At 71.4% G+C, this 12,953-nt stretch carries 10 protein-coding genes and 1 riboswitch; of the genes, 7 read left to right on the top strand and 3 right to left on the bottom strand.

Annotated features, from left to right (window positions below):
* The coding region (locus CR470_RS28430; protein ID WP_143663892.1) for a helix-turn-helix domain-containing protein at positions 1 to 443 on the bottom strand (443 nt) is incomplete at its 3' end.
* 139 nt (positions 444 to 582) lie between these two features.
* Between CR470_RS28430 and CR470_RS28425 the strand changes: the two genes are divergently transcribed.
* A complete protein-coding gene (locus tag CR470_RS28425; RefSeq protein ID WP_097870367.1) occupies positions 583 to 1,728 on the top strand; it encodes a citrate synthase/methylcitrate synthase in 1,146 nt (381 codons plus the stop codon).
* Positions 1,729 to 1,751: 23 nt separating this feature from the next.
* Positions 1,752 to 2,858 carry a CobW family GTP-binding protein gene (locus CR470_RS28420; protein ID WP_097870366.1) on the top strand — a complete coding sequence of 369 codons (1,107 nt, stop codon included), beginning with the start codon at positions 1,752 to 1,754 and terminating at the stop codon, positions 2,856 to 2,858.
* A gap of 39 nt (positions 2,859 to 2,897) precedes the next feature.
* Here CR470_RS28420 and CR470_RS28415 read toward each other — a convergent pair whose 3' ends face one another.
* The gene (locus tag CR470_RS28415) at positions 2,898 to 5,354 is read right to left on the bottom strand and encodes a DNA gyrase/topoisomerase IV subunit A (protein WP_097870365.1); all 2,457 of its coding nucleotides are present in this window, start codon (positions 5,352 to 5,354) and stop codon (positions 2,898 to 2,900) included.
* A gap of 268 nt (positions 5,355 to 5,622) precedes the next feature.
* Between CR470_RS28415 and CR470_RS28410 the strand changes: the two genes are divergently transcribed.
* The 4 genes from CR470_RS28410 (at position 5,623) to CR470_RS28395 (ending at position 10,498) form a co-directional block, all read left to right on the top strand.
* A complete protein-coding gene (locus CR470_RS28410) occupies positions 5,623 to 7,005 on the top strand; it encodes a M16 family metallopeptidase (protein ID WP_097870364.1) in 1,383 nt (460 codons plus the stop codon).
* Positions 7,006 to 7,031: 26 nt separating this feature from the next.
* Positions 7,032 to 8,402, top strand: a complete 1,371-nt coding sequence (locus CR470_RS28405) for a M16 family metallopeptidase (protein ID WP_097870363.1) — start codon at positions 7,032 to 7,034, stop codon at positions 8,400 to 8,402.
* 223 nt (positions 8,403 to 8,625) lie between these two features.
* Positions 8,626 to 8,793, top strand: a riboswitch (cyclic di-AMP (ydaO/yuaA leader).
* Positions 8,794 to 8,806: 13 nt separating this feature from the next.
* Positions 8,807 to 9,613 carry a M23 family metallopeptidase gene (locus tag CR470_RS28400; protein WP_097870362.1) on the top strand — a complete coding sequence of 269 codons (807 nt, stop codon included), beginning with the start codon at positions 8,807 to 8,809 and terminating at the stop codon, positions 9,611 to 9,613.
* A gap of 177 nt (positions 9,614 to 9,790) precedes the next feature.
* A complete protein-coding gene (locus tag CR470_RS28395; protein ID WP_097870361.1) occupies positions 9,791 to 10,498 on the top strand; it encodes a GntR family transcriptional regulator in 708 nt (235 codons plus the stop codon).
* 181 nt (positions 10,499 to 10,679) lie between these two features.
* On the opposite strand, the gene CR470_RS28390 is transcribed toward CR470_RS28395, so the two are convergent.
* Positions 10,680 to 10,961: an HPr family phosphocarrier protein gene (locus CR470_RS28390; RefSeq protein ID WP_007449776.1), complete on the bottom strand. Its 282-nt coding sequence runs from the start codon at positions 10,959 to 10,961 to the stop codon at positions 10,680 to 10,682.
* 172 nt (positions 10,962 to 11,133) lie between these two features.
* On the opposite strand from CR470_RS28390, the gene CR470_RS28385 reads away from it, so the two are divergent.
* A complete protein-coding gene (locus CR470_RS28385; protein WP_257138945.1) occupies positions 11,134 to 12,951 on the top strand; it encodes a GNAT family N-acetyltransferase in 1,818 nt (605 codons plus the stop codon).
* The last annotated feature ends 2 nt before the right edge of the window (positions 12,952 to 12,953 follow it).

The following is a 12,953-nucleotide window of genomic DNA, read 5'->3' as shown; positions in this document are numbered from 1 at the left end:
GACCCGCTGTGCGCGGGCAGCGCGCCGACCGTCCGGCGAGCCGCCGCGAGGGTCCCGGCGGTCGCGGTGAACCGGGCGCCGGGACGCACCTCGCCCGTCCACAGCCACTCGGCGACCTCCTCGTAGCCGTAGCGCGCGGCCAGCTCCGTCGCGTCGACCCCGCGGAAGAAGCAGCGGTCGCCCTCGATGAGCGTGATGCCGGTGCGGAAGGCCAGGTCGCCCCCGGCCGGGGAAGCGTCCCGGCGCCCCGAGCGCCGGGCCAGTGCCCGGACCTCGTCGGCGTCGAACGTGCTGCCCCGCCCCCCGGCGGCCCGCGCGCTGCTCAGCTGGCCCCGGCTGACGTAGGCGTACACCGTCTCGGGTTTCACGCCCAGCAGTTCGGCGGCCTCCCGGGTGGTGAGCCGGGGCGCCCCCTGCTCGTCGGGCGCTGGTTGATCCGTCATGCCGACCACCGTATCCATCCTGAATCCATGAGGAAGGCCAAGGATCCCACTCCATATATTGATTCAATCAATATTGACAGAATTAAAGTCAAGCATAGACAGTCGAATCAATGTTCCGAGCGTCGAAAAGAGAAGAGCCATGACCACCACCCCTGCCGTCCCCCGTGGCCTCGCCGGCGTCGTCGTCACCGACACCGCCCTCGGCGACGTACGCGGCCGCGAGGGCTTCTACCACTACCGCCAGTACTCGGCGATCGAGCTGGCGCGGACCCGCGGCTTCGAGGACGTCTGGTATCTGATGGTCCACGGAGAACTGCCGGACCGGGCCGCCGCCGCCGACTTCGCCGCCCGCACGGCCGCCCTGCGCACCCTGCCCGCCGAGGTGCGCGAGGCGCTGCCCGCCATCGCCCGTGCCGGCGCCGTCTCGGGCCCTCTCGCCGGACTGCGCACGGCGCTGTCCCTGCTCGGAGCCTCGGCCGGATTCCGCCCGGTGTACGACATCGGGGCCGAGCGGAGGCGGGAGGACGCGCTCGCCGCCTGCGCGGCCGTCCCCACGATCCTCACCGCCCTCCATCGCCTGGGCCAGGGACTCTCGCCGGTCGAGCCCCGCGAGGACCTGCCGCACGCCGCGAACTACCTGTACATGCTGACCGGCACGGAGCCGGAGCCGGAGCACGCCAGGGCCGTCGAGCAGTACCTCATCTCGACCGTCGACCACGGCTTCAACGCCTCCACCTTCACCGCCCGGGTCGTCGCCTCCACCGGAGCCGACCTGGCCGCCTGCCTGGTCGCGGCGGTCGGCGCGCTCTCCGGACCGCTGCACGGCGGAGCCCCCAGCCGGGCCCTGGACACCCTGGACGCCATCGGCACCCCGGACCGCATCGACGGCTGGATCCGCGAGCAGGTCCTCTCCGGCCACCGCATCATGGGCTTCGGCCACCCCGTCTACCGCACCGAGGACCCGCGCTCCCGGATGCTCAAGTCCCTCGCACAGGGCTTCGGCGGACCGCTCGTCGACTTCGCCGTGGAGGTGGAACGCCAGGTCGAGGCCATCCTCGCCGAGCTCAAGCCGGGCCGGGAACTGCACACCAATGTGGAGTTCTACGCCGGGGTGGTCATGGAGCTGTGCGGGCTGCCGCGTGCGATGTTCACCCCCACCTTCTGTGCGGCACGGGTGATCGGCTGGAGCGCCAATATCCTGGAGCAGGCGGAGGACTCGAAGATCATCCGCCCGGCGGCCCGCTACGTCGGCGCACCCCCGCCGCAGCCGGTCCCGGCACTCTGACAACGCCCCCAGGAAGGCCCCCGTTGACCCCGCCCCGTACCCCGCAGATTCCGGTCGTCGTCCTGGCGGGCTTCCTCGGCTCCGGTAAGACCACACTCCTGAACCATCTGCTCCGCAACCGTGCGGACACCCGTATCGGCGTGATCGTCAACGACTTCGGGGCCATCGAGATCGACGCCATGACCGTTTCGGGGCAGGTCGGATCGACGGTCTCGCTGGGCAACGGCTGCCTGTGCTGCGCCGTCGACGCGAGCGAACTCGACACCTTCCTGGAGACGCTGACCCGGCCGTCCACCCGGCTGGACGTGATCGTCATCGAGGCGAGCGGGCTGGCCGAACCCCAGGAACTCGTCCGCATGCTGCTGGCCAGCGACAACCCGCACATCCTGTACGGGGGCCTCGTCGAGGTCGTCGACGCGGCGGAATTCGACCGCACCCGTCAGCGGCACCCCGAGATCGACCGCCATCTCGCCGTCGCCGACCTCGTCGTCCTGAACAAGACCGACCGGGTGGGGGAGGCCGAACGGGAGCGGCTGCGAGCGACGGTCGCGGAGCTGAGCGGCCCGGCCGCAGTGATCTCCGCCGCGCACGGCCGGATCGACCCCGAGCTCCTCTTCGACCCGGCCCTGCGGCCGGACCACGAGGACGCGGTCCGCCAGCTCACCTTCGAGGACCTGCTGCGGGAGGAGGCGGGCGAGGGGCATGAGGGGCACGGCGATCACCTCCACGCCTCGTACGAGAGCGTCGACTTCACCTCGGACGTGCCCATGGACCCACGTCGCTTCATGGAGTTCCTCGACTCCCGGCCCGACGGGCTCTACCGGATCAAGGGGTTCGCGGACTTCGGCGCGGGGGACCGGGACAACACGTACGCGCTGCACGCGGTGGGCCGCTTCCTGCGCTTCGCCCCCCGCCCGTGGGCGCGCGGCGAACAGCGGCTCACCCAGCTCGTCATGATCGGCGCGGGCATCGACGCCGAAGCGCTGCTGGCCCGGCTCACCGGCTGCCGCGCGGACGAACCCGAGCGTGCGGACGCCGCTGACATCGAGCGCGCCATGTGGGGCGTGCTCCGCTACGTACAACAGGAGACGGACCCCGTGGACGTACGGGAAGCGGCCATGGAGGCGTGACGCCCCCGGCCGCTCCCCGCCGTACGGGGAGGGCCCCGCCTACAGCGGCGGTCCCGCGATCACGGCCACCGTCTCCAGCAGCGGCGTGCCCGAGCCGTCCCGCCTCGGGTCCGGCTCCGGCAGCTTCGCCGGGGTGCCGTTCTTCTGCGCGGCCCGTGCCGGGGTGGGGCCCGCCCACGCGAACACCAGAACGTCCTCGCCCTTCAGGAACCGCTGGCAGCGCACTCCGCCGGTCGCCCGGCCCTTGCGCGGATACTGGTCGAACGGGGTGAGCTTGGACGTCATCACCGAGTCGTCCAGCGTGCCGTGGGAGCCTGCCACCGTGAACACGATCGCCTCGGCCGCCGGATCCACCGCCGTGAACGACAGCACCTCGGCCCCGGCCGCCAGCTTGACGCCCGCCATGCCTCCGGCGGCTCGCCCCTGCGGACGTACCGACGCCGCCGGGTAGCGGAGCAACTGGGCGTCCGAGGTGATGAACACCAGGTCCTCATCGCCCGTGCGCAGCTCGGTCGCGCCCACGATGCGGTCACCGTCCTTGAGGGAGATGACCTCCAACTCGTCCTTGTTGGGCGGGTAGTCCGGCACGACGCGTTTCACCACGCCCTGGAGGGTGCCGATCGCGAGGCCCGGCGAGGACTCCTCCAGGGTGGTCAGGCAGATCAGCTCCTCGTCCGCCTCCAGGCTGAGGAACTCGGAGATCTGCGCCCCGCCCGAGAGATTCGGCTCCGCGTGCGTGTCCGGCAACTGCGGCAGATCGATCACCGAGAGCCGCAGCATCCGGCCCGTGGAGGTCACCGCCCCGACGTCACCGCGCGCCGTCGCCGCCACCGCCGACACGATCACGTCGTGCTTGGTCCGACGGGCGTCCTCGGAGATCTCGACCGGCTCCGCGTTCGCCGTGCGGGCCAGCAGGCCCGTCGAGGAGAGCAGCACCCGGCACGGGTCGTCCGCCACCTCCAGCGGCACGGACGCGATCTGCGCACCGGCCGACTCCAGCAGCACCGTGCGCCGGTCCGTGCCGAACTTCTTCGCCACGGCGGCCAGCTCCGAGGAGACCAGCTTGCGCAGCTCCGCGTCCGACTCCAGGATCGCGGTCAGCGCGTCGATCTCGCCGGTGAGCTTGTCCCGCTCGCTCTCCAGCTCGATCCGGTCGAAACGGGTGAGCCGGCGCAGCGGGGTGTCCAGGATGTACTGCGTCTGGATCTCGCTCAGCGAGAAGTGCGCCATCAGGCGCTCCTTCGCCTGCGAGGAGTTGTCGCTGTCCCGGATGATCCGGATGACCTCGTCGATGTCGAGCAGGGCGACGATCAGGCCCTCGACCAGGTGCAGCCGGTCGCGGCGCTTGGTGCGGCGGAACTCGCTGCGCCGGCGCACCACCTCGAAGCGGTGGTCCAGATAGACCTCCAGCAGCTCCTTGAGGCCCAGGGTGAGCGGCTGGCCGTCGACCAGCGCCACGTTGTTGATGCCGAAGGACTCCTCCATCGGCGTCAGCTTGTAGAGCTGCTCCAGCACCGCTTCCGGCACGAAGCCGTTCTTCACCTCGATGACCAGACGCAGTCCGTGCGCCCGGTCGGTGAGGTCCTTGACGTCGGCGATGCCCTGGAGCTTCTTCGCCGAGACCAGGTCCTTGATCTTGGCGATCACCTTCTCCGGGCCGACGGTGAAGGGCAGTTCGGTGACGACGAGGCCCTTGCGGCGGGCCGTCACGTTCTCCACGGCGACGGTGGCACGGATCTTGAACGTGCCGCGGCCCGCCGTGTACGCGTCCTTGATGCCGCCCAGCCCGACGATGCGGCCGCCGGTCGGCAGGTCGGGTCCCGGGACGAAGCGCATCAGCGTCTCGACATCGGCGCCCGGGTGCTTGATCAGGTGCCGGGCGGCGGCAATGACCTCGCCCAGGTTGTGCGGAGGCATGTTGGTGGCCATGCCCACGGCGATTCCGGACACCCCGTTGACCAGAAGGTTGGGATAGGCCGCAGGGAGGACGACCGGCTCGCGCTCCTGGCCGTCGTAGTTCGACTGGAAATCGACGGTGTCCTCGTCGATCGCCTCGGTCATCAACGACGTGGCGTCGGCCATCCGGCACTCGGTGTACCGCATGGCGGCCGGCGGGTCGTCGTTGCCGAGGGAACCGAAGTTGCCATGGCCGTCGACCAGGGGAAGGCGCATCGAGAACGGCTGCGCCATACGCACCAGGGCGTCGTAGATCGAGGCGTCGCCGTGCGGGTGCAGCTTGCCCATCACCTCGCCGACGACGCGGGCGCACTTCACATAGCCGCGGTCGGGGCGCAGCCCCATCTCGTTCATCTGGGACACGATGCGGCGGTGCACCGGCTTCATGCCGTCGCGGGCGTCGGGCAGGGCCCTGGAGTAGATCACCGAGTACGCGTACTCGAGGAAGGAGCCCTGCATTTCGTCGACGACGTCGATGTCGAGGATCTTCTCCTCGAAGTCGTCCGGCGGCGGCGGGGTCTTCGTGCTACGGCGGGCCATCGCGGCTGCGACTCCTTCACAGATTCTGTTCGGACAACCTGAGCTTGTTCGGTACAACACGAGCTACTGACGCGGTCCATTGTGGACCGCCGGACTGACAACGCCGACCTCGACCCGTCCGAAGCGGGCCGAGGGGGCCCGCCCGGACAGCGTCCGCGACACCATCGACGGAAACATCCGAGGAACGGGAACTTCGCCAGGTGCCGGTGCGCTTGCTTAGAGTGGCAGGTCTGGCAGGAAGTCCAGTATCGCGATCGAAGGGACGTACATGCCCATGGGTCACACGGCCACCGCACAGGCCGGCTCCGGCGGCTTGACAGCGACCGAGCACCGCCTGGCCAACGGCCTGCGTGTGGTGCTCTCCGAGGACCATCTGACCCCGGTCGCCGCGGTCTGCCTCTGGTACGACGTCGGCTCGCGCCACGAGGTCAAGGGACGCACCGGTCTGGCTCACCTTTTCGAGCACCTGATGTTCCAGGGCTCGGGCCAGGTCAAGGGGAACGGTCACTTCGAGCTCATCCAGGGGGCCGGCGGCTCGCTCAACGGGACGACCAGCTTCGAGCGGACCAACTACTTCGAGACCATGCCCACCCACCAGGTGGAGCTGGCGCTCTGGCTCGAAGCCGACCGGATGGGCTCCCTCCTCGCCGCGCTCGACGAGGAGTCCATGGAGAACCAGCGCGACGTCGTCAAGAACGAACGCCGCCAGCGTTATGACAACGTGCCCTACGGCACCGCGTTCGAGAAGCTGACCGCCCTCTCCTACCCCGAGGGCCATCCGTACCACCACACCCCGATCGGCTCCATGGCCGACCTGGACGCGGCCACGCTGGAGGACGCCCGCGCGTTCTTCCGTACGTACTACGCGCCCAACAACGCGGTGATCTCGGTCGTCGGCGACATCGACCCCGAGCAGACGCTCGCCTGGATCGAGAAGTACTTCGGCTCCATCCCCTCCCACGACGGCAAGCAGCCGCCGCGCGACGGGACGCTCCCCGGCATCATCGGCGAGCAGCTGCGCGAAGTGGTCCACGAGGAGGTCCCGGCGCGCGCGCTGATGGCCGCCTACCGGCTGCCCCACGACGGCACCCGCGCGTGTGACGCCGCCGACCTGGCGCTCACCGTGCTGGGCGGCGGCGAGTCCTCCCGGCTCCACAACCGCCTGGTCCGCCGCGACCGTACGGCGGTGGCGGCCGGTTTCGGGCTGCTGCGGCTCGCCGGCGCGCCCTCGCTGGGCTGGCTGGACGTGAAGACGTCCGGCGGTGTCGAGGTGGAGACGATCGAGGCCGCGGTCGACGAGGAGCTCGCCCGGTTCGCCGCCGAGGGGCCCACCCCCGAGGAAATGGAGCGGGCCCAGGCGCAGTTGGAGCGCGAGTGGCTGGACCGGCTGGGCACGGTCGCCGGCCGCGCCGACGAACTGTGCCGCTACGCGGTCCTGTTCGGTGACCCGCAGCTCGCCCTGAGCGCCGTGGGCCGCGTCCTGGACGTCACCGCGGAGGAGGTGCGCGCGGCGGCCGAGGCCGCCCTGCGGCCCGACAACCGGGCGGTGCTGGTGTACGAGCCCATCGAGCCGGCCGACGAGGCCGACGGGTCCGACGAGGGCGCGGCAGGCACCGAGGGCACCGACGCGCACGAGGGGGCGGACAAGTGAGCGACGCCGCCGTGACTGGAGTAGCCATGGAGTACCACCCGCAGCCCACGCCCGGCACGGCCCGTCCCTGGGCCTTCCCGGCGCCCGAGCGCGGCGCCCTGCCCAACGGGCTGACCGTGCTGCGCTGCCACCGCCCCGGCCAGCAGGTCGTCGCGGTGGAGATCTTCCTGGACGCGCCGCTGGAGGCGGAGCCCGAGGGACTGGACGGCGTGGCCACGATCATGTCGCGGGCGCTCTCCGAGGGCACCGACAAGCACAGCGCCGAGGAGTTCGCCGCCGAGCTGGAGCGCTGCGGCGCCACGCTCGACGCGCACGCCGACCACCCCGGCGTCCGGGTGTCCCTGGAGGTTCCGGCCTCCCGGCTGGCCAAGGCCCTCGGGCTGGTCGCCGAGGCGCTGCGGGCCCCGGCCTTCGACCGCAGCGAGATCGAGCGCCTCGTCGGTAACCGCCTCGACGAGATCCCGCACGAGCAGGCCAACCCGTCCCGGCGTGCCGCCAAGCAGCTCTCCAAGGAGCTGTTCCCGGCCACCGCCCGGATGTCCCGCCCGCGCCTGGGCACCGAGGAGACGGTCCGGCGGATCGACGAGACCGCCGTGCGCGCGTTCTTCGACGCCCACGTCCGTCCGTCCACCGCGACGGCCGTGATCGTCGGTGACCTGACCGGCATCGACCTGGACGCGCTGCTGGCGGAGACCCTCGGCGACTGGTCGGGCAACGCCGGCCAGGCCCGTCCGGTGCCGCCCATCACCGCGGACGACACCGGCCGCGTGGTCATCGTGGACCGGCCCGGCGCGGTCCAGACCCAGCTGTTGATCGGCCGCATCGGCGCCGACCGGCACGAGCGCGTCTGGCCCGCCCAGGTGCTCGGCACGTACTGCCTGGGCGGCACCCTGACCTCCCGGCTGGACCGGGTGCTGCGCGAGGAGAAGGGCTACACCTACGGGGTGCGCGCCTTCGCCCAGGTGCTGCGTTCGAGCGGCCCCGACTCGGGCGGCGCGGCCATGCTCGCGATCAGCGGCTCGGTGGACACGGAGTCCACCGGACCGGCGCTGGACGACCTCTGGAAGGTCCTGCGGACGCTGGCGGCCGAGGGGCTGACCGACGCCGAGCGCGAGACGGCCGTGCAGAACCTGGTGGGCGTCGCCCCGCTGAAGTTCGAGACCGCCGCCTCCGTCGCGAGCACGCTGGCCGACCAGGTCGAGCAACACCTCCCCGACGACTACCAGGCCCACCTCTACGCCCGGCTCGCCGAGACGGGCACCGTGGAGGCGACCGCCGCCGTGGTCAGCGCCTTCCCGGTCGACCGGCTGGTCACGGTCCTCGTGGGGGACGCCGCGCGGATCGAGGAGCCGGTGAAGGCCCTCGGTATCGGAGAGGTGTCCGTCGTCACCGGCTGAGGCCCCCGTGGCACACCGCTGCGAACAGGACCCCGACGAGCGGAAGTTTGTCGGGGTCCTCGCCTTTTTGCTCCCTTTGTTCGTTCTATCCCATTTGGTGGGGATGCGACCAGTCTGCCCTGTGGGATGTGCGACAAATCCCCTGGCCCGTTTGGCGATGGGAAGTCGCCCCGCCTAGCGTCGGCTCGGCTGTCCGTCACCCGTATGCCGCAGCCGCGGCGCCGGGCAGTCATCGCCGAGTCCCCGTCAGGCGCGAGCCTGGGGAGCCGGGGACCCACGCAGTCCCTGGGGTGAATCGGAGGCCCGTGCCGCGAAACCGGCGCGGGGATCCGTAGGAGACCTTCCTGCTCCGAACCCGTCAGCTAACCCGGTAGGCGAGAAGGAAGGAAAGGATCAGCCCCTCCATGGCGTTCACCCGTGCCACCGGGAAGCACCGTGCCCCGAGCCGCCTCACGCGCCGGAGCGCCCAGGCCGTCGGCATCGCGGCTCTGGCCACCGCCGGAGTCCTCGGCTCGCCGGCCTCCCCGGCCCTCGCCGCGGACACCGAGGTCGCCGACACCGGCCTCACCCAGACCGTCGCGCTCGACGCCACCCTCGCCGACCAGATCGACGCGCAGGCCCACGCCCAGAAGCAGCAGGCCGACGCGATCGCGAAGGCGAAGGCCGAAGCCGCCGCGGAAGCCCGCGCCAAGGCCGCCAAGGCCAAGGCGAAGGCGGAGGCCCGGCGCAAGGCCGAGGCCCGCGCCGAGGAGGTCCGCGAGGAGAAGGCCCGTGCCGCCCGCGCCGCCGAACGCGCCCGGTTGAACGCCTTCCACCTCCCGATCGCCGGCTCCCACGTCACCACCGGCTACAACACCGGCGGTTCGCTCTGGTCCTCCGGCAGCCACTCCGGCGTGGACTTCCGGGCCGCCTCCGGCAGCTCCGTCGTGGCGGTCGGCGCCGGCACGGTCGTGGAGGCCGGCTGGGGAGGCGCGTACGGCAACAACATCGTGCTCCGGATGACTGACGGCACGTACACCCAGTACGGCCACCTCTCCTCGATCGGCGTCTCCGTCGGCCAGAGCGTCTCCTCCGGCCAGCAGATCGGCCTCTCCGGCTCCACCGGCAACTCCACCGGCCCGCACCTGCACTTCGAGGCCCGCACCAGCCCCGACTACGGCTCCGACATGGACCCCGTCGGCTACCTGCGCTCCCACGGTCTGAATGTCTGACCCGCCCCGCGTGATCCCGCCCGAAGGCCCCGGCGCCCGCCGGGGCCTTCGGCGATTTTGGACCGAGGATATCCATGGATTCCGGTCTGCCATCGGAAATTCCGGCAGACTGCAATAGAGTCACGGAACAGGCGTCGGGCGGCCGCGTTTCGCGGGGATCAAGGCGGAGGTTCGGACATGCGCATTCCCGCGCATTCGGTATGCACGGCAATTCGTGACGACATCGTCTCCGGTGTCCACGAGCGCGGCAGCCGCCTCACCGAGGAGTTGCTGGCCCGCCGCTACGGGGTTTCCCGCGTCCCGGTCCGCGAGGCCCTGCGCACACTGGAGTCCGAGGGCTTCGTGGTCACCCGCAGGCATGCCGGCGCCTGTGTCGCCGAGCCCACCGCGCAGGAGGCGGCCGACCTCCTGGAGGTGCGGATGCTCCTGGAGCCCCTGGGTGCGGCGCGCGCCGCCCAACGCCGCACGGAAGCCCACCTGAAGGTGCTCCGGGGGCTGGTCAGGCTGGGCCAGGAGCGGGCCCGCCGGGACGAGGAGGAGGACCTGTGCTCGCTGGGCGGCTGGTTCCACGAGACCCTCGCCCAGGCCTCCGGCAGCCCCGGACTCATCGCGCTGCTCACCCAGCTCCGCCACAAGATCGCCTGGATGTACGCGGTCGAGCAGCCGGCCCGCCCGGTCGACTCCTGGGCCGAGCGCGGCGCGATCGTGGACGCGGTGGCGCGCGGCGACGCGGCGCGGGCGAGGGCACTGACCGCCCGGCACGCGGAACGCGCCACCGGGGTCCACCGGCTGCGCCACCCGTACCCGCCGGGGCGGCGCACCGCGCCCGTTCCCCGTGTGAGCACTTCGCAACATGACGTCAACACCGCGAGCGTTCGCCATTAACAAAAGAGCCGTATACAGAGAGAAGTATTGCGAGGTGTTGTCTGCGCTGCCCGAATCATCGATGCACGGATCTTTCCCGTTATCGTTGTTCGGCTCTTTCCCGAAAGCGAAAGAGCCGCGATCCCTCAAAGGGTTCACGGCTCTCGCACCTGTCGCATCCGGCCGGGCCGGTTCGCGTGGCTCAGACGGTCTCGGGGAGTTCTTCCAGGCCCTCGGCGACCAGCTTCGCGAGCCGGTCCAGAGCGGCCTCCGCGTCGTCCGCGTCGGACGCGAGCACGATCTCCTCGCCGCCCTGCGCGCCCAGACCGAGCACGGCGAGCATGGAGGCGGCGTTCACCGGATTGCCGTCGGCCTTGGCGATCGTCACGGGGACGCCGGAAGCCGTGGCGGCACGGACGAAGATGGAAGCGGGGCGGGCGTGCAGGCCCTCGGCCCAACCGACGTTTACGCGGCGCTCAGCCATGGTTCTGCCCTTCACATATCAACGGTTGTCTAGACCAGTCTCTCATGCAGTGCGTGGTGCTGTGCCCGGCCTCCTGTCCGGCCCTGTACTCCGGTGGCCCGGGTCCGGGCCACCTCAGACTGCCCGGGCGCCGATCTCTCCGCGACCGGGGTCCCCGCCGTAGGCTTTGCCCATGGAGCCCACGCCGGAGCAGAGTCCGCATCACGCGTACCCCGACCACTGGGAAGCGGACGTGGTGCTCCGCGACGGAGGCACCGCGCGCATCAGGCCGATCACGACGGACGACGCCGAGCGACTGGTCAGCTTCTACGAGCAGGTGTCCGACGAGTCGAAGTACTACCGGTTCTTCGCCCCGTATCCGCGGCTATCCGACCGGGACGTGCACCGCTTCACCCATCACGACTACGTCGACCGGGTGGGACTGGCCGTCACTATCGGCGGCGAGTTCATCGGAACGGTCCGCTACGACCGCATCAACGACCAGGGCCGCCCCGCCTCCGCCCCCGCCGACGAGGCCGAGGTCGCCTTCCTCGTCCAGGACGCCCACCAGGGCCGCGGCGTCGCCTCGGCGCTCCTCGAACATATCGCCGCGGTCGCCCGCGAGCGCGGCATCCGGCGCTTCGCCGCCGAGGTGCTTCCCGCCAACAACAAAATGATCAAGGTGTTCCGGGACGGCGGCTACACGCAGCGCCGCAGCTTCGAGGACGGCTCCGTCCACCTCACCCTCGACCTCGAACCCACCGAGAAGTCCCTCGCCGTCCAGCGCGGCCGCGAACAGCGCGCCGAGGCCCGCTCCGTGCAGCGCCTGCTCGCCCCCGGCTCCGTCGCGGTCATCGGCACCGGCCGCACCCCCGGCGGAGTGGGCCGCACCGTCCTGCGCAACCTCCTCGCCTCCGGCTACACCGGCCGTACGTACGCGGTGAACCGCGCCTTCGACGAGGGCATGCCCACCCTCGACGGCGTCCCCGCCCACCGCTCGCTCGGCGAGATCGACGAGCAGGTCGACCTCGCGGTCATCGCCGTCCCCGCCCACCGGGTCCCCGAGGCCGTCGCCGACTGCGGCGAGCACGGAGTCCAGGGCCTGGTCGTCCTCTCCGCCGGATACGCCGAGCGGGGCGCCGACGGCCGCGAACTCCAGCGCGAGCTGGTCCGCCAGGCCCGCTCGTACGGCATGCGGATCATCGGCCCGAACGCCTTCGGCGTCATCAACACCGCCGAGTCCGTCCGGCTGAACGCCTCGCTCGCCCCCGAGTCGCCCGCCCGCGGCCGGATCGGCCTGTTCACCCAGTCCGGCGCGATCGGCATCGCCCTGCTCTCCGGCCTCCACCGGCGCGGCGCGGGCCTGTCCTCGTTCATCTCGGCGGGCAACCGGGCCGACGTCTCCGGCAACGACTTCCTCCAGTACTCCTTCGAGGACCCGGACACCGACGTCGCCCTCCTCTACCTCGAATCGCTCGGCAACCCGCGCAAGTTCACCCGCCTCGCCCGCCGCACCGCCGCCGTGAAGCCCGTCGTCGTGGTGAAGGGCGCCCGGCACAGCGGCTCCACCCCGCCCGGCCACGCCGTCCCGGTCAGCCGCATCCCCGACGCCACGGTCTCCGCGCTGATGCGCCAGGCCGGTGTCATCCGGGTCGACACGGTGACCGAGATGGTCGACGCCGGACTCCTGCTGGCGGGCCAGCCGCTCCCGGCCGGCCCCCGGGTCGCGATCCTCGGCAACTCCGAGTCCCTCGGCCTCCTGACGTACGACGCCTGCCTCGCCGAGGGGCTGCGCCCGCGCCCGCCGATCGACCTCACCACCGCCGCCTCCCCGCAGGACTTCCGGGGCGCGCTGGCCGAGGCGCTGGCGGACGGGACCTGCGATTCCGTGATCGTCACCGCCATCCCGTGGGTGGGGGAGAACGGGGAGGCCGAGACCGGTGACGGCCACGTGCTCGCCGCCGCCCTGCACAAGGCCGTGGCCGGGCCTGTCTCTTATACACATCTCTGAGC

Source organism: Streptomyces sp. rh34 (assembly GCF_002551245.1).
Lineage (GTDB): Bacteria > Actinomycetota > Actinomycetes > Streptomycetales > Streptomycetaceae > Streptomyces.
The sequence above is the reverse complement of the archived record's forward strand: the minus strand, read 5'-3'. Positions and strand labels throughout refer to the sequence as shown.

Bases quoted from the DNA above. Each gene is read 5' to 3' on its own strand.
- CR470_RS28385 (WP_257138945.1), top strand. From the start codon at position 11,134: ATGGAGCCCACGCCGGAGCAGAGTCCGCATCACGCGTACCCCGACCAC.
- CR470_RS28390 (WP_007449776.1), bottom strand. From the start codon at position 10,961: ATGGCTGAGCGCCGCGTAAACGTCGGTTGGGCCGAGGGCCTGCACGCC.
- CR470_RS28395 (WP_097870361.1), top strand. From the start codon at position 9,791: ATGCGCATTCCCGCGCATTCGGTATGCACGGCAATTCGTGACGACATC.
- CR470_RS28405 (WP_097870363.1), top strand. From the start codon at position 7,032: ATGGAGTACCACCCGCAGCCCACGCCCGGCACGGCCCGTCCCTGGGCC.
- CR470_RS28400 (WP_097870362.1), top strand. From the start codon at position 8,807: ATGGCGTTCACCCGTGCCACCGGGAAGCACCGTGCCCCGAGCCGCCTC.
- CR470_RS28425 (WP_097870367.1), top strand. From the start codon at position 583: ATGACCACCACCCCTGCCGTCCCCCGTGGCCTCGCCGGCGTCGTCGTC.
- CR470_RS28415 (WP_097870365.1), bottom strand. From the start codon at position 5,354: ATGGCCCGCCGTAGCACGAAGACCCCGCCGCCGCCGGACGACTTCGAG.
- CR470_RS28410 (WP_097870364.1), top strand. From the start codon at position 5,623: ATGCCCATGGGTCACACGGCCACCGCACAGGCCGGCTCCGGCGGCTTG.